Genomic DNA, 16,635 nt, shown 5'->3' on the forward strand with positions numbered 1-16,635 from the left:
AAAAAGATGAGAGTATTAGTATCTTGTGCAAATGGATCAGGAACAAGTTTGATGATGATGCGGAGTGTTGAAAAAGCTTTGAAGTCTGAAGGGATCACGATCACCTCTATCCACCACTGCGCGATTTCTGAAGGCAAAAGCACCGCCAAGAATTACGATGTGGTCTTTACGCCAATGAACTTTGTCAATATGTTCGATAAAGCAAAAGAAAAGGGCGTAACAGTGATCGGGGTCAGAAATGTGATGTCTCCAAAAGAAATCATTGAGCGGGTCAGAGAAGCGGGTCTTTCAAAGGAGTAGTCAGCGTAACAGGATGTGGCAAAACAAAAAGGTTGGTCAAACAAAAGAGAGGGGAATTTCATGAGCAGACCAAAACTACAGATTGCTTGCGATCACTCCGATTTAGCTAGTGCACTGGCAGATATCAAAAAAGTCGGCGATGTGGTTGATATTATTGAAGCAGGGACTATTTTATTGTTGCAAGAAGGAGAACAGGTATTACGCTGTTTCCGAGCAATGTATCCGGAGAAGTTGATCGTAGCAGACACAAAATGTGCCGATGCCGGTGGGACGGTCGCCAAAAACTGCCAGCAAGCTGGCGCGGATTATATGACCGTGATTTGTGCAGCAACGATCCCAACAATGAAGGCAGCGGCAAAAGAAATTGCTGAGATCCAAGTAGAATTATATGGTGACTGGACCTACCAGCAAGCACAGCAGTGGCTAGATGCCGGCATCTCACAAGCTATCTATCATCAAAGTCGTGACGCACTGTTAGCTGGTGAAACATGGGGAGAAAAAGATTTAACGAAAGTCCGTAAATTGATCGATATGGGGTTTCGAGTGTCAGTCACGGGAGGATTGAGCGTCGAGACGTTGGCTCTGTTTGCCGGCATTGATGTGTATACCTTTATCACAGGACGAGGCATCACTGCAGCTGACGATCCGCAACAAGCAGCAGTTGATTTCAAGCAAGAGATTTTACGGATTTGGGGGTAGTTTTCCATGAGTTTGATCGGTCTATATGAAAAAGCAACACCCAAAACCCTCTCTTGGTCGGAACGATTGCAGTTTGTCAAAGACCGAGGCTTCGATTTCATTGAAATGTCCATTGATGAAACCGATGAACGCTTGGCACGCTTAGAGTGGGACCAAGAGCAACGCAAAGAGATCGTCGAGGCAATCTATGCCTCGGGGATCAAAATCTTGTCTTTATGTCTCAGTGGACATCGGCGGTTTCCCTTTGGTTCGATCGATGAAAAAAAGCGCAAGCACGCGATGCATCTGATGGAAAAAGCCATTGACCTGGCTTCAGATTTGGGTATTCGCTGCATCCAATTAGCCGGATACGACGTGTACTATGAGGAAAAAAGTCTTTGTAGCCGAGAATGGTTCATTGCCAATCTAAAAGAAGCGGTCGCTAGGGCGTCTGAAAAGGGTGTCGTTTTGTCACTAGAGATCATGGATGATCCGTTTCTAAATTCTATCTCAAAGTATTTACGGATCAAGGAGCAGATCCCTTCGCCCTATCTACAAGTCTATCCAGATGTCGGGAACCTATCGGCCTGGCCAGAAAATGATGTCGGTTATGAATTAGAAAAAGGCATTTGCGAGATAACCCAGATTCATTTGAAAGATACATTGGCGGTTTCAGATAAGTTTCGAGGAAAGTTTAAAGAAGTACCGTTTGGCACTGGGTGTGTTGATTTTGATGGCTGCTTACGCACGCTGAAGCGGTTGAATTATAACGGTTCTTTTGTCATCGAGATGTGGAGTGAGACGAGCGCTGACCCGATTGCGGAAATCGAACAAGCCAAAGCATTTTTATTACCAAAACTAAAGGAGGTCGGTTACCTTGATCAATCAGCTTCAATTGATGAAAGAGCGAGTCTATCAAGCCAATAAGAGACTGCCTGAGGAAGGACTAGTAAAGCTAACTTGGGGAAATGTCAGTGAGATCGATCGAGATTTAGGGATCATCGTCATTAAACCCAGCGGTGTTGATTATCAGACGATGACGGTTGATTCAATGGTAGTTTGCGACTTAGCGGGAACGCCGAAAGAGGCGAAGGCGTTGAAGCCTTCCTCGGATATCAAAACCCATGCGCTATTGTATAAGCACTTCGAAGGCGTCAAGGCGATCGTCCATACGCATTCGACAAATGCGGTAAAATGGGCGCAAGCACAGCGAGACATTCCTGCATATGGAACGACGCATGCGGATACTTTTTATGGTAGTGTCCCTTGCACACGACCGTTACGGGCCTCTGAGGTAACGGCAGACTATGAAAAAGAAACTGGCAAAGTCATTGTCGAGACGTTTGAAAAGCGGGGATTAGATCCACTTGCATGCCCAGCTGTCCTCACAGCGGGACACGGTCCCTTTACTTGGGGGCAATCTGCGGAACAAGCGGTCAGCAATAGTATTGTTTTAGAAGAGGTCGCAGAAATGGCATTAGGTACCGAAGCTTTGACCTTGGATCGAACACCGATCGCTGATTATTTGCTGGATAAACATTATTTCCGCAAGCATGGCGAACATGCTTATTATGGACAAGGATAACGGAAAAGCAGCCATTCCTAGCGATCAAGGAACGGCTGCTTTTCTATTCGTTTTCTTCAGCGAGTGTTTTCACATAAAAGCGATCCATCGTGGTATGCTGTGCTGCCAATAGTGGCTGGCACAATGCGCGATAGCCGGCTTTTTGATAGACATGCAAGGCTGCTTCTAGAGAATGATGGGATTCTAAATAGAGTTGCCGATAACCTAGTTCATCAGCTTTGGCCTCGATCTTCGCCAGCAAGGGATAGCTGAGGCGCTGCCCTTTGGCAGCATCACTGAGATAAAATTTTTGCAGCTCGGCGATTTTCCCTTCTGAATCATAAGCGGCAAGACCACCGCCGCCTAAAAGGATACCCGATTCATCGGTGACGACAAAATAATGGCGGCTAGCAGGATCTGCTGCATAAAATTCACTTAAGTGGTCTAACTCGGGATCAAAATAGGCAGTTCCTGGAACCGCCAACTGGTGGTCGGTCAAGCTTTTGCGAATGATAGCAGCTAATGGCGCATCATCTTGAGATTGGATCGGACGAAATATCGGCTTCATGCAGTTCCTCCTTAACGTAAAAGTAAATGAATAGCTATAGTGTACCACAAGCATCGAGGTAGTGTTTAGTGATGATAAGAAAAGCCATCCTCGCAATGGCGCACCTCTTTAATAAAAAAACGCCCCTCGTTGCCAGGCTCCTAATGTAAAAAGGAGGATGGCGAAACGAGGGGGCGGTTTTTGTGTTAGTCATGGAAGCAGTAATTAGAGCGTTTCACCATTAGAGGCGATTACTTGCTGGTACCACGCAAAGGAATCTTTTTTCAAACGATTCAAGGTTCCTTTGCCGGTATTGTCTTTGTCGACATAGATCATGCCATAGCGTTTCTCCATTTCGCCGCTGCCGAAGCTGACGATATCAATGATCCCCCAAGGCGTATAACCTAATAGCGGTACACCATCTTCAACCACCGCTTTTTCCATCTGTTCGATATGCTCTTTCAGGTAAGTGATGCGGTAGTCATCATGGACTTGCTGTTCATTGGTTAATTGATCGTAAGCACCAAAGCCATTTTCTACGATAAATAGCGGCAAGTCATAGCGTTGATAGATCGTATTTAACACATAGCGCAACCCGACTGGATCGATAGGCCAGCCCCAATCAGAAGCACTGATATAAGGATTACTCACGATTTTTGCTCCCGGGATATCCTCAGTTGGTGTGCCAGCCACTTCATCAAGGGTTGAGATCGTTCCTGACATGTAATAGCTGAACCCAATATAATCAACGGTTCCTGCTTTTAATAGCGCTTGTTCCTCGGGCGTGATCTCAATCGTGATGCCTTTTTTTGCCCAATATTTTTGCACATAGGTTGGGATCTTGCCTCGTACGTGGACGTCGCTGTAAAAATAGCGCCGTTCATTGGCTTTGACGGATGCCATCAAATCAGCTGGCGCACAAGAGTAGGGGTAGACCGGGACATAGGCCATCATACAACCAATCTGAAACTCTGGATTGATTTTTTTGCCTTCGATCACGGCTGCCGCGCTGGCAATCAACTCATTGACGCCCGCTTGAAAGACGAGTGCTTCTTTTTGACTGTCATCCTCGATGATCATGGCAGAATTGGTCCAAACGTGCAGCGGCTCTTGCCCATCTGCTTGATTATTGATCTCATTGAAAGTCATCCAATACGTCACTTTGTCATGATACCGTTGAAAAACAGTCTTAGCGAATTTGACAAAGAGGGGAATCACTTCTTTGTTAGCAAACCCACCAAATTCTTCATAGAGGGCATAAGGCATTTCAAAGTGAGACAAAGTGATGACGGGTTCGATGCCATTTGCCTGCAATTCGTCGAAAAGATCATCGTAGTATTGGAGACCGGCTTCATTTGGTTCTTCTTCTGTTCCAGTTGGATAGATCCGGCTCCAAGAAATCGATGTCCGTAGACATTTCAAGCCCAGTTCTTTGAATAACTGGATATCTTCTTTGTAACGGTGATAAAAGTCAATGGCTTCATGGTTCGGGTAATATTCCCCTTCAATGACTCCTTTGGTGATTTTACGGGGAATACCGTTGCCACCGGCCGTCATGACATCGGCGGTACTCATTCCACGGCCAGCAACATTCCAAGCGCCTTCCGCTTGATGGGCAGCGATCGCGCCGCCCCATAAAAAATCTTTCGGCATTTTTGCGGACATAAATTTCATTCCTCCTCGACTCATTCGTTTGCTTATAATTCTACTTTCTGGGAACGGTTAGAGGCGATCACGAAAGGCAAATAGATCAAGACCGAAATCGCAAGACAAACGACACCGACAACCGCAGCGATCGCATTTCCTCCAGTTCCTAAAAAGAGATTAATGATTCCTGGGGTCGTCCATGGTACCCCAATCGCTGGGGTCGGCATGATCGGCCAGACAACAGTGACAAAATAACCCACCAAAATATTGACCATTGGTGTCAAAATAAACGGAATGATCATGATTGGATTCAAGACGATCGGTAGACCGAAGATCATCGGTTCATTGATTTGGAAAATTCCTGGAACTAAGGACATCTTAGCGATCTCACGTTGTTCTGGACGTTTTGAAGCGATGAAGATCGCAATGATCAAGCCCAATGTCATACCAGTTCCGCCCATATTTGCGAACATATCATTTAAAACGCCCCAGGTTTCTTTGTAAGGAACGTCCCACAAGGAGCCGCCCTGGTTGATAAAGTCTAGGTTAGCTAGATCTTGTTCGGTAAAAATCGCTGAACGAACCGCATTCAATGTGTTTGGTCCATGGATCCCGATCGCAAACAACGTGGTTTGCAAGAATGCCAAGATCAAGACACCGACGACATTGCCCCCCAGATCCCGCAATGGACTTTGGATCCCGTTGTAAATCAGTTCATTGATGCCTTCCGGTGCAATCATTAAAACTAAGAAATTGATCAAAGCAGTGACTGCCACGATGATCACGATCGGAATCATGCCAGAAAAGGAACGGGAAACAGCTGGTGGTACCATTTCAGGCATTTTGATCTGCAATCGTTTGACCTTGAAAAGCTTGGGTAAGAATTCACCGACCAAACAAGCCACGATCATAGCTACGAACAACCCTTGGGCGCCTAAATATTGTGTAGAGATCACATTGACATCATCTACTGCAAACGAGGTCGGGTACAAGATCATAAAGGCAGCGACACTTGTCAAACCAACTAACGTAGCATCTGCTTGGAAATGCTTGGCTAAAAGTTGGGCAACAAGAAACGCAATGAATAAACTCATGATGTTGATGGTCCCGTTCGCCACGGAAGCTAGAACTTGCTGGGCGCTTTCCAGATTAGGAAAAAGCCGATTCAGTTGAAATAATTGCACGATGAAACTTTCATTGGAAAATAAAATATTGTTGACCAAAATAACGAGAGAAGAAGCGATGGTCAGTGGGAAAATCAGCATGAATGCATCCCGGATCGCTGCTACGTGGCGTTGATTGTTCAACTTTGTTGCGATTGGTACCAACGAGCGGTCTAACAGGTCATTGAATTTTTGCATAATAATAACACCTTTCCTTAATTGATGCCATCATTATAGCGAATGAGAGCGGCTAAAAGTAAGCGGATACGGATTCCGTACATATCTCTCAAGAAATGAAAAAAATTCCGCATCCGGAACACAGTGTTACAAAAAAAGATGGTTCAGTAAACTGAACCATCAAGGGTTGGAACGATAATCTTGTAAATAGCCGATCAGTGTTTCTAAAATCGCTACTGAAGGCAATTGACTAGTCAAATCAAGAAAGATGTCTTTGCGTTCCTCTTTGATCGCATACTCGATCGAATAATCGCACAGGCGTGCCAACGTACTTTCCCGATTGGGGGTAATGCAATATTTTTGCACGATCGCTTGATTGTCTAAACCGGTAATGACTTCGATCAGTTCTTTGGTTTCACCAGAGACACTCAGAAAAACCAAAACATTTTTTTGATCTTTTCGCAAAAAGCTTTTGATTGGGTAGGTCAGCTCATCAATGCTGATACTAAAGTAACCGAGACTGGCTAGCTTGCGGGCAACGTATTGCGCGATCGCACCGGATGCCCCCATCCCCATAAATAAGATCAAATCGGCATCCCGCATCGCTTCGGCAAGTTTTCGTATTTGGTATTCCGCATCAGGGTGGAAGATCTGCATATTCAAGCCTTTGATGCGCGCTTCTAAACCTAAGTGTTCAGGATGCGCGTCAAAATGGGCTTTTTCTAAATGATTTTTGATATAGAAGCGAAATTCTGGAAACGACTGAAAGCCGACTTTTTGAATAAAACGAAAGACCGAAGTCGAAGAGACATGAGCATCATCGGCAATGTCGCGCACACGCATATACGGGATCTTTTCTAAGTGATTGACGATAAAACGGTAGATTTCTTGTTCTACCGCAGAGAGCTTGTTCAAGTTTAATTGTTCAAAAAGCGCCATGCTGGTTCCTCGCTGTCCTAGATAATCAATTTACACCAGTATAGCATATCCGAACTTTTAACGGTGCAGCTGTTGGTGGATCTGATAGACTGCGCCGATCAAGCCGGCATCGTTTTTTAGCTTCGCTGGACGAACAGGCGCGATGGTTTGTCCGCGCAAATAATTGATCGCTTCATGCCGTGTTTCCGTGATCGTCAAGCGAGCCTGCAGGCGTTCCCAGAAATAAGGATTGGCACTGATGCCGCCGCCGATCAATACCAATTCTGGGTCAAAACAGCTAATCAAATTGATCAACCCTACAGACAAATCCGTTAGAAATTGGTCCGTCAGCTTCAACGCCAATGCTTCGCCTTGCTGCGCGCGGTCAAAAATCTCTTTGGCGTCTTGGGTGGGTTCAAAGCCAGGAACTGCTGCGCCAGATAAATTGTAGAGGCGAATCAAGCCGCCCACGACGGCAGTTTTTTTATTGATGGAACTTTCCTCGATATTGCCTTCTTCTGGCAGCTGATCGATCACCATCCAACCAAATTCACCAGCCATGCCATGAGCACCTCGGTAGACTTGATTATTGATTACAATCCCACCGCCTACACCAGTGCCTAGGACAAGACACAAATAGTTGGCTACCTCTTGCGCATTCCCGATCCATTTTTCAGCAATCGCTGCTGCATTGGCATCATTTTCCACCGCCACAGGCAATCCTGTACGCGCTTCCAAGACTGCTTTAAAATTTTCACCATATAACGATTTGATAGCGCCAGCCGTTAACATAAACCCGTCTTTTTGAACGATCCCTGGGGCACTGATCCCAATGCCATCAATCGTGTGGCGGCTCTGGGCATCTTCGATGATCGTGAGTAGATCCTGATAAAACTGGGCTGGCTCATAGCTAGTGGGGATCGCTGATTTTTCAAGGATCACTCCGGTTTCATCTAAAACCCCATATTTAATACTTGTTCCGCCAATATCAAATCCTACGTACATTCTTCTTCCTCACCTTTCAAAACATTGTTGCCTTAAGTGTACCATCTGGCAGGAGGAATTTTTTTCTTTTTTCAGCTATTTTTTGACAGCCGTTTCCGCTGCATCCAAATAAAACAAAATGTCACTTTTGCCTTCCTGATTGGTTCCTTTGTACACCTCCGTATCCAGGCCTCCGATACGAAAGCCTGCTCGCAAGTAAAACAGACAGGCAGAAGGATTATTGTCCTGCGCTTGTGTATAGATGCCGCGATAGTCTTTGGCAAGGGCCGCTTTCAGTGCCTGTTGGATCAACAGTTGACCGATTCCTTGCTTGCGGTAGTCTGTGTTGACCTTTAAGTCATAGAGGTACAGATACTTGAAAAAAGCGTCTTGAACGATCGCTAAGCCGATGCATTTTCCATCATCATAAGCACCGATAAACAGACTGTTTCGGCTCATTTCATCATAGCAATAATTTTCATCTGGGAAACGCATCGTCTGAATGTCTTCAGGTGCAAATTTACAGATCGTGTACTGCCAGTTGCCCTCATTATAAGACGGCAGCATTTTCCCCCATAAGGAGAAGGGTTCGTTTTTCAAGCGGATATCAGCTTGGTGTTCTTGATCGATCAGTTTGATTTCTAGCATGGGACACCTCGGTTTTCTATAGTTTTCAATCATGAGTATTTAAAAGTAAGTTGTTGCAGTTTAGTTTACTACAAAGAATGAAAAATCACGATACTTATTAAACAGTCTGGTCTTCCTGTGAGAAGGGACGTTTTTGTAGGAGTAACTTAGTTGTTTGTCTATACATTTAGGTGGAAAAAGCAGAAAATATTCTATTGATACCTTAGTCACAATGACCGACGGAAAAATACGTCTTAAGTTTGATTATATTTATCGCTTGTTTTTTTATACTGAAGGTAGATAGAAAAAACGGAGGACAATCACTTGAAAAAAGCAATTAGTATGATCCTGCTCGTGTTAACGATCGGGACCGTCACATTGGTTACATGGTCTTATTTTACGAAAGATGATTCCAGCGAACTGGTTCAGCTGGTGGATCGTTTCAATCCTTTCGTACCGGAGAAAAAGGTTTATGTCAAAACATCCAATGAGTATGGCGTGCCGCAAGAACATGATGCCTATGAATATACGCAAGAAGGAATCAATGAAGATGGACAAAAAATAAAAATCACGTTTTGGGCACCACAAAAATTAAAAGAAAATGCCTACCTAGAGCTTGATGCAAAGGGCAAACATGTGGAGTCGTATCAAGAGGTGACCGAGCAAGATCTCCCTGACGCTATCAAAGACGAGTTGGTTACGACCCATTGATCATCGAGCCTGCTTGAAGAAACGGACAGAAAGTCATTTCCCACATGTTGGGAGATGGCTTTTTTTAGTACCTTCACCTAAAGAAAAGTTCGCCAAGATTTGATTTGGGTGAAAAAGATTAGAGGATGATAGAATTTTCAGAAAAAATAGATAATTTTTTCAATTCTTAGTTGCAATAGCAGAAACGTCTGGTATTCTCTATGAGGTAGTTAAAAAAAATCATTCATATAATTAAAAATAGCAACAGTGAGAGAATCACTGTGTATGAAGGATCAACGGTTTTCGAGGAGGAACGTATGACAGAAAAAAATCAATTAAAAAAACAGATGAAAACCAGGCACATCACTATGTTGGCACTAGGTGGCGCAATCGGTGCCGGCCTATTCAAAGGCAGTGGGGAAGCGATCCAGTTAGCGGGGCCTGCGGTCTTGCTAGCGTTTATTTTTTGTGGGCTGATCTTATTTGTCGTCATGACAGGACTGGGACAGTTGGTTTTATCTGACCAAAAACAACATGGCCTTTCGGGCTTAGTCCAGCCGTATCTTGGCTTGCATACAGCTGATTTCATTGATTGGATCTACTGGTCAATGTGGATGATCAACATCATCGCCGAAGCAGTTGCTGCCGCAAGCTTTTTGCAGCTGTGGTTTCCCAATATTCCAGCTTGGATCTTTGTTTTGATTTTGGCACTACTCACGACCATCATCAATTTGTTTTCGGTCCGCTTGTTTGCAGAAACGGAATACTGGCTTTCGTGGGCCAAAATCAGTGTGGTGATTGTGCTGATCTTGGTGGGTCTCTATCTGGTTGCCACGCAAGTCTTTGATCTGGGCTTTTTACCGACGATGAGACAAATGACAGACTATGGTGGTTTTGCCCCTCACGGTCTCAAAGGATTTATCAATTCTTTATTGGTCGTAATCTATTCTTATGGCGGTTCTGAGTTAGTAGCCATCACGATTAGTGAAGCAGAAAATCCAAAAAAAGCGATCCCTCAAGCAATCAAAGGAGTAATGACTCGGATTGCCGCTTTTTACATCATTCCCATGTTTCTTTTACTGATCATTTATCCGTGGAATCAATTAGCAGATCCAAATGTCAGTCCCTTTGTAATGGTGTTTCAAAAAATCCATGTGCCTTTTGCTTCCGACATCGTTAATTTAGTGATCATTTTGGCCTTGTTTTCCTCCATCAATTCTGGGGTCTATGCTTCTTCAAGAACGTTGTTTTTCCGGTTAAGCAACAATGGCCAGAAAAAAAGCCGCTTCACGATGCTGAATAAAAACAGCGTGCCCCAACGAGCGATCATGTTTTGCAGCGGTACTTTATATCTTGGAGTCGTTCTTTCTTACTTTTTAGGCGACAAACTCTTCAATTATCTGGCAGGCTCCCTGTCGTATACTGTATTACTGATTTGGTTGTTGATCAGTGTGGCGGCGTTTGTTTTGGTACGCAAGCAGAAGAAAATGGGCTATACGATTTTTTTGGGTGGGGCGATCCTTGCGTTGCTTTTGCTGTTTGCCGGAATCTTGATCACTAACCCATTAGCGGTTACAGGTTTCACCGCATTGCTGTATACGATCATTTTTCTTAGTTTTTATTGGAACCATCGAAAAATAGGGGACACCAGTGGAAAAAGTTGAAGAACCCTCCCTTAAGGCATAAACTGATGGAGAAGGAACAGCCCGCTTGGCTATTTTTTCGCTTCTCAGGAACATGGCTAAAAATAAAGTAAAGGAGAATACGAAAATGGTTAATTTTTGGACATTGATTTTCGGCACCCTCAGCTGGGTTGTGGTGGAAAGTCTGCTTTACAATCCGATGCATAAGTGGGGCAAGTTTTGGGCGAAAGAATCAGGAATGGCAGAGAAGATGGACGGTCAGCAGATGACGACCGGTGACATGCTCTTTACCTTTGGCGGCACGATTGTTGGTGGGATTCTCTTATCGGCAGCGACCTATCAAGTCGTCTATTGGTTTGCCACATTCGATCATGATGGTTGGCTGATGACCTCCTTGCAAGTCGCTTGCTTATTGTGGCTAGGGGTGTATGGGGTCGCCACCTTCGTGATGGCTGTTTACTCGGGACAGTCCCGTAAATTAGTTGGGCTGCACCTTGTGAATGGGTTTCTAGGAGTGATCGTTTTAGGGCTTGTTGTCGGACTAATTGGACAATAGGCAGCGATCATATCCCAGCGAGAACGTTCAAAGATCTCAACGAATCAATCCTAAAGAAAGCCGATCTTGTCTCGACAAGGTTGGTTTTTTTGCGCGTGAAATTAATCTCACTATAAAAAAAAGCTATAAAAGCAAATTGTTTATGCTATACTGAAAATAACTAAATTTGACAGGAAACACAAACCCACGGGTTTGCGAAAAATCATGAAAGAAGGAAACTTAGGGAAAACGAGGAGGGGAAAAATGAAAACGAAAAGCAAGTTAGGTAGAAGAATGTTTGCTACCGTTTGTTTGGCGGTGCTATTTTTTTTGGCAAGCTGCAGCCGCGCAGGGGTTGACTCTGCAGCTGCAAATCAAGTATTGACCAATAGCAACAGTCATCAACAATATGCTTTGTATCTATTTGAAGATGGAAGGATCACTGTCAATAAAACGCTGAGTTTTTTGGTCGATCCGAATCAGGAACCTGCGGACTTGGTAGAAGAACAAGAGGCGCAATTAGTGCAGATCAACGAAACACTGCAAGCAGAGTTTCCCAAAAGCAAAGCACTGACTGCGGCAGACATCGGCACTATGCACACCTTTGAAGTGACAAATGCCCAAGTGATCATTGATCAAGAGAAAAAGGAAGTGCGCATGACTGGCGATGATTTTGAGAAAGTATTCAAAATGGCGGACAACAATGACAAGCGTCTGATCGATGACGAACAAAACGAGTACGAGTTTTCTTACGATGAGAAATAGCAAGTGACAGAAAAGCAGCTGCCTCCGACGAGACAACCGCTTTAGACTGCAGACAAACCTTAGACAAAAATGAGGTTTATTTTTTTTCGTTGCAAAATATTAGTGACTATTACGGAAAACATTTTGCGCAAGGAGTAAGTCCGCGACTTTGCGCTTCTGCTAAAGTGGCAGGCGTGTAGGTACCGTTGCCGCATTTTCTCGTATGATATTTCGAACCTGTTGGTGTAACGAGGACCGACGTTTGGGCTTGATTGCTAGCAGCGACTGGCTGACTTTGTTCTGGCACAGCGGCGGCTGCCTGCCGTTCTTCCTCCGCCTTGGCTTGAGCGGCTGCTTGTTCGTTGGCAGCGATCGTTTGCGCCACTGTTTTTGTTCGAGTAGCTAATTCCTCATCGGGGGTCTTGAGACGAGCGACAGCATCTTCTGCACGAGCAAGGGTATCTTTTGTCGGCTCCGCCTCTGCCGCTTCCACCGCTTGGACAGCTTCTGCAACGAGTGCTTCTGCTTCTTTCTCAGAAATCTTAGTTTCTACAGTGGATAACCGACTTTCAAACGTTTCCTTGTTCAACACTGCTTGTGCGACCAATTCTTTTGCCTGATCGAAATCCTTGCGCTCAAGAGAAGCTTCAGCGGTATCAAGGGCTTTGCCGATGGCAAGGTGTTCTTCAACTACAGCTAGCCGGGTAGCAAAATTTTCGTAGGTTTTACTTAAAGCATGAATCAGCGTCACGGCTTCGTCATAATTCTTTTGGTTTGGCTGGGTTTCGGCAAGCGCCAGTGCCGTCTCAGCTTTTTCCAGTGCTGCTTGTTCTTGTCTTTCAGCTTGTAAATTCGCTAGAAATGCGCGAGAAGGTTTGACGGTGACGACTTCTTCTTTGGCGCTTCCACCCATTGAGGCTTGGAGAGTAAATTCCTGTTCCTCTTCATCTTCAAGTTGCACGGTGTAAGAAAATGTTTCGTCCGCCAGCGAAACCTCCACCCCGTTGATCGTCAGTTGCGCTTCTGGGTTGGTTTGACCCGTAATCGCCGCTTCGCCTTGTTCGTTGGTAACCAGTTCTGCTTCATCTACGTGAAGCTCCGGTGTTGCTGCTGGAGTCATTAGTGCTCCGCCAATCAATAAGAGAAAACCACCCATAAAAATAACGATTTTGTTGCGAAGCGACTTTTTCTTGATCAAACTAAGAACAAAAAAGATTCCGCTTACAACCATTGTCAAAAAACCAACAACAAAAATAAATATCCCCATACTTTTTTTCCATTTCCTTTCTTGTGAATAATTTAATTATAACATTTTTCCTAACTTATCCGCCATTAATAACCGGCTAGCAAGGGTTGCTGAACGTATGGAGGGAGTTCAACTAGCAAACCAATAGATTTTTATCAATAATAAATAGATTTACGGAAATTTTTATTATAAAATGATGTAGAAAGAGTTGTTTTTCGTTTGTATTTGCTTTTTTTGCTAAACAGCTCTTGGTCCTAATACACGTATTTACTTCATTACTAGAAAAAGACGCTTTGAACAAACGGATGAAATCGAGCAAATACCTGCAAACAAGCGGCTTTCCCCAAATAACACCATAAAAAAGACATTCCCCCTCATGTGCAACTAAGCCACTTCATTGATAAGAAAATCAGTATGTGCAAAAGGAGTAGCAATGAAAATCACACAAATCCAATGTCCCAGCTGCTTGGGTCAGTTAACCGTTGACTGGGAGACAGGAAAAGCAGTCTGCCAGTATTGCTTAACTAAGTCAGTCCTACAGTCGCCGCCAAAACAAACGCAAGAAGCTTCGAATGAACAGGCTCCCGTAGTTTTTCAAAAAGTCAAAGAAGGGTTTTATTCGTTTGCCTTTAATGAAGACGAGGTAGCAAATGCCTTGAAAAAATGGCTGATCCAACAGGAATCAGTTCCTGAGGACATTATCGTTCATCTTGAAGTCAGCGAGGTAAAACGATATTTTATTCCGATTTATGAATTTCAGGTGACCTATACGATGCACTGGGAGGGGGCCTTTGGCTACGATACCCATTCCATTGCATGGGAAGGCTCGCATACGACCACGTGGGAAAAGAAGCGAGGCGACCATTCAGGTGAGACGGTTATATTCTATCAATGCGGCAGTTCGGAGGTGATCGAACAAGAAATTCCTCAGAGCTTTGAGGTCAATGATGAAATGAAAAGAAAACCGCACTTTAATACCGATCAAAAGGAATTTCAACAGCTAGTCTCAGCACATGCTATTCATGTTTTTCCCTTTGATATTGAGCAAGAGCAGGCGCTCTTTGGTTCTGAAAAACAAGCGGAATTGAGAGCTCATGCGAATGCGGTGATCCAGAAGAAAGAATCTGCCGATCATCTAAAAGAGCTGCACCTAAATCTTTCCCTGATCAGCTGTGCTACAGAAGAGCTCTACTTTCCCCTGTATATGGGCACCTTCAAGTACCAAGAGCAATCCTTTGAATTTGCGATCGACGGCAAAGATCCTGACCGAATGAAGCTGCCGATTATCCCACAGTGCCAAGCTACCTATCAAACGGTTGCGAATTTTTCAAAAGCTCGTAAGGTTTTTGGCTGGTCCTCCGTACTCTTTTTTACGTTAGGTGTGATCCTGATGATCTTGGCGCTATTCATTTCTGAATGGCTTCCTCTAGGAAGAGTATTTAGGGCTGTCATAGGGGGGATTGTCATGAGTTCCCTGCCAACTGCAGTTTATTGGGTAGTATCGGGGATAGTGTTGCACTTTCTAAAAGAACAGTACCTCAAAACAGTCCAAAAATTTAGAGATGAGCTCCAAAGAGAATTATTAGGTAAGAAAACTGGGACAGCTTTTTTAGCAAACTACGAGAAGCGTGGAAAGCATCTTGCAAGAATGAGGAAATTTTATGGCTGGCTCGATACGCTCGCTTATGTGGTCGTGGTCGTTATCCTTATTTGGAACATTCTTCGGTTTCTTTGATAAACCATCTTGTTGAAAAGAAAAAACGATTCATAAAAAAGGAGAAAAAATGAAAATCACCCAAATCCAATGTCCCAGCTGTCTGGGACGTCTAGAAGTTGATTGGGACTCAGGGAAAGCAGTCTGTCAGTATTGTTTAAATGAGCTGTTGATCAAACCGGAACAAAAAAACCAGGAACAAACAAAACAAGTCGTCTCGCTTAAAGAGTTGCCACACATTCAAGGGACTGTCAAAGAAGGGTTTTATCCGTTTGCCTATGATGAAAAGGCATGTGAAGCGGCGTTAAAAAATAAACTAGCATGGCAAGAGACCATCTCGGAAAGTATCTTTTTTGAGCTAGAGATGGTTCATCTAAAACGTGTATTTATCCCGATGTATTACTTTCAAATTGCTTATGATGCTCAAGTGAGAGGGAGCTATGTCCACGAGGAACAGCAGAGGGGGAGTGGGCGCATTACTGCCGATATTTCTTTACATAACAGCGGGAACACAACAATTTTCAATGAATATTTCCCTACGGATACCCAAAAAGAAGCGGATTACAGTATCAATGGTAAGCTGCCGCTGCATCTTCAAAAAGGAGCCGCCTATTGCACGGATATGCAGCAGTTTTCGGCACTTAGCCAAGGCGCTCAGGTGCTGCCCTTTGATATTTCCAGAGAAGCGGCACTCTCTGATACCCATCTAATGGAAGTCTTTGAAGCAAAAGCCAAAGACCATTTGGTGGGAGCAGATGTTGCCAATGAGGTTCAACTGACTCTTTTTCCGAAACAATGTGATACGGAAAAACTGTATTTTCCTTATTACATTGGCGAATTCAAATACGGAAACCAAACCTATTCTTTCGTGGCTGATGGCACCGATGCTGAACGTCTCTTTCCAACCCAGCTTCCTGAATGTGAACAGCTGGTGCAAGTGAAGAAAAGTTTTTCGAAGACCAGTAGTGTCCTTTGGCAATTCTGCTATACCTTCTTTTCATTCGGAATAATTTCCGGGACCCTTTTAAATTTTATTTTTGGTGGATTTTTAATGCCTGCCGTTTCCTTTAGTTTGATTGGCACATCGATCGTGCTTTTTGTCATTTGGCTAGTAGTTTCATTTTTTTTGATTACGCAAAAAATCAACTTCTTTACAGAACATAAAAAGTTTAAAAAGGATCTGAATCAAGCACTCAGTCAGCCACAGGCAGATCAAATAGCTATTTTGCAGACATTTGAAGCCCGAAGAAAGAAACTCGTCCGAAAAACAGTATTTTACAGCAGTCTGGAAAACATGGCGTATGAATTTGCCTTGATTCTCTTCTTAGCAATATTGGTTTGGTATTTCGATTTTTATGGCTTATCTCTTCTAGTGCTGCTGGCGTTTGTCAGCTGGAATACGATCCGTATTTTTACAACGAATAGCTCTGATCGATGCATCAAAACGAAAGGATGATC

Annotated in this window: 17 protein-coding genes; 10 read left to right on the forward strand and 7 right to left on the reverse strand. The window is 44.0% G+C overall.

Annotated features, from left to right (window positions below; all coding sequences use genetic code 11):
- Positions 1-6 precede the first annotated feature (6 nt).
- Genes IGJ12_RS00825 through araD form a run of 4 tightly spaced genes read left to right on the forward strand, consistent with a single transcriptional unit; the run spans position 7 to position 2,563 of the window.
- Positions 7-300 carry a PTS sugar transporter subunit IIB gene (locus IGJ12_RS00825; RefSeq protein WP_008376531.1) on the forward strand — a complete coding sequence of 98 codons (294 nt, stop codon included), beginning with the start codon at positions 7-9 and terminating at the stop codon, positions 298-300.
- Between the two features lie 60 nt (positions 301-360).
- On the forward strand, positions 361-999 hold the full coding sequence (locus IGJ12_RS00830; protein WP_034872090.1) for a 3-keto-L-gulonate-6-phosphate decarboxylase UlaD: 639 nt from the start codon (positions 361-363) through the stop codon (positions 997-999).
- Positions 1,000-1,005: 6 nt separating this feature from the next.
- Entirely contained in the window at positions 1,006-1,905 is a 900-nt protein-coding gene (locus tag IGJ12_RS00835; protein WP_010748565.1) for an L-ribulose-5-phosphate 3-epimerase, read from the forward strand.
- The gene (gene araD, locus IGJ12_RS00840) at positions 1,877-2,563 is read left to right on the forward strand and encodes an L-ribulose-5-phosphate 4-epimerase AraD (RefSeq protein WP_016609058.1); all 687 of its coding nucleotides are present in this window, start codon (positions 1,877-1,879) and stop codon (positions 2,561-2,563) included. The genes IGJ12_RS00835 and araD overlap by 29 nt, the downstream gene beginning before the upstream one ends.
- A gap of 43 nt (positions 2,564-2,606) precedes the next feature.
- Here the strand turns inward: araD and IGJ12_RS00845 are convergent, their stop codons facing one another.
- The 6 genes from IGJ12_RS00845 to IGJ12_RS00870 form a co-directional block, all read right to left on the reverse strand.
- A complete protein-coding gene (locus IGJ12_RS00845) occupies positions 2,607-3,110 on the reverse strand; it encodes a GNAT family N-acetyltransferase (protein ID WP_218192988.1) in 504 nt (167 codons plus the stop codon).
- Between the two features lie 204 nt (positions 3,111-3,314).
- A complete protein-coding gene (locus IGJ12_RS00850; RefSeq protein ID WP_034872089.1) occupies positions 3,315-4,754 on the reverse strand; it encodes a 6-phospho-beta-glucosidase in 1,440 nt (479 codons plus the stop codon).
- Between the two features lie 32 nt (positions 4,755-4,786).
- Positions 4,787-6,097, reverse strand: a complete 1,311-nt coding sequence (locus IGJ12_RS00855; protein WP_008376519.1) for a PTS sugar transporter subunit IIC — start codon at positions 6,095-6,097, stop codon at positions 4,787-4,789.
- Between the two features lie 159 nt (positions 6,098-6,256).
- The gene (locus tag IGJ12_RS00860) at positions 6,257-7,015 is read right to left on the reverse strand and encodes a MurR/RpiR family transcriptional regulator (protein WP_005232695.1); all 759 of its coding nucleotides are present in this window, start codon (positions 7,013-7,015) and stop codon (positions 6,257-6,259) included.
- Positions 7,016-7,072: 57 nt separating this feature from the next.
- On the reverse strand, positions 7,073-7,999 hold the full coding sequence (locus IGJ12_RS00865) for an ROK family protein (protein WP_005232693.1): 927 nt from the start codon (positions 7,997-7,999) through the stop codon (positions 7,073-7,075).
- 75 nt (positions 8,000-8,074) lie between these two features.
- The gene (locus IGJ12_RS00870; protein ID WP_005232691.1) at positions 8,075-8,626 is read right to left on the reverse strand and encodes a GNAT family N-acetyltransferase; all 552 of its coding nucleotides are present in this window, start codon (positions 8,624-8,626) and stop codon (positions 8,075-8,077) included.
- A gap of 321 nt (positions 8,627-8,947) precedes the next feature.
- Here IGJ12_RS00870 and IGJ12_RS00875 point away from each other — a divergent pair, with 321 nt between their 5' ends.
- From IGJ12_RS00875 to IGJ12_RS00890, 4 genes are all read left to right on the forward strand, one after another.
- Positions 8,948-9,316, forward strand: a complete 369-nt coding sequence (locus IGJ12_RS00875; RefSeq protein WP_016611572.1) for a YxeA family protein — start codon at positions 8,948-8,950, stop codon at positions 9,314-9,316.
- Between the two features lie 296 nt (positions 9,317-9,612).
- Positions 9,613-10,959: an amino acid permease gene (locus tag IGJ12_RS00880; RefSeq protein WP_008376509.1), complete on the forward strand. Its 1,347-nt coding sequence runs from the start codon at positions 9,613-9,615 to the stop codon at positions 10,957-10,959.
- A gap of 106 nt (positions 10,960-11,065) precedes the next feature.
- The gene (locus IGJ12_RS00885; RefSeq protein WP_008376507.1) at positions 11,066-11,494 is read left to right on the forward strand and encodes a DUF1761 domain-containing protein; all 429 of its coding nucleotides are present in this window, start codon (positions 11,066-11,068) and stop codon (positions 11,492-11,494) included.
- 243 nt (positions 11,495-11,737) lie between these two features.
- Complete coding sequence (locus IGJ12_RS00890; protein ID WP_430619258.1) at positions 11,738-12,238, forward strand: hypothetical protein; 501 nt, start codon at positions 11,738-11,740, stop codon at positions 12,236-12,238.
- Between the two features lie 109 nt (positions 12,239-12,347).
- On the opposite strand, the gene IGJ12_RS00895 is transcribed toward IGJ12_RS00890, so the two are convergent.
- Positions 12,348-13,484, reverse strand: coding sequence for a hypothetical protein (locus tag IGJ12_RS00895; protein ID WP_008376502.1), 1,137 nt, complete (start codon positions 13,482-13,484; stop codon positions 12,348-12,350).
- Positions 13,485-13,896: 412 nt separating this feature from the next.
- On the opposite strand from IGJ12_RS00895, the gene IGJ12_RS00900 reads away from it, so the two are divergent.
- Together IGJ12_RS00900 and IGJ12_RS00905 are read left to right on the forward strand one after the other, a co-directional pair.
- Positions 13,897-15,198 carry a hypothetical protein gene (locus IGJ12_RS00900; protein WP_429970063.1) on the forward strand — a complete coding sequence of 434 codons (1,302 nt, stop codon included), beginning with the start codon at positions 13,897-13,899 and terminating at the stop codon, positions 15,196-15,198.
- Positions 15,199-15,247: 49 nt separating this feature from the next.
- Positions 15,248-16,633 carry a hypothetical protein gene (locus IGJ12_RS00905; RefSeq protein WP_016619560.1) on the forward strand — a complete coding sequence of 462 codons (1,386 nt, stop codon included), beginning with the start codon at positions 15,248-15,250 and terminating at the stop codon, positions 16,631-16,633.
- The last annotated feature ends 2 nt before the right edge of the window (positions 16,634-16,635 follow it).

This window comes from Enterococcus sp. DIV0802b (genome assembly GCF_050543535.1).
Classification (GTDB): domain Bacteria; phylum Bacillota; class Bacilli; order Lactobacillales; family Enterococcaceae; genus Enterococcus_D; species Enterococcus_D entomosocium.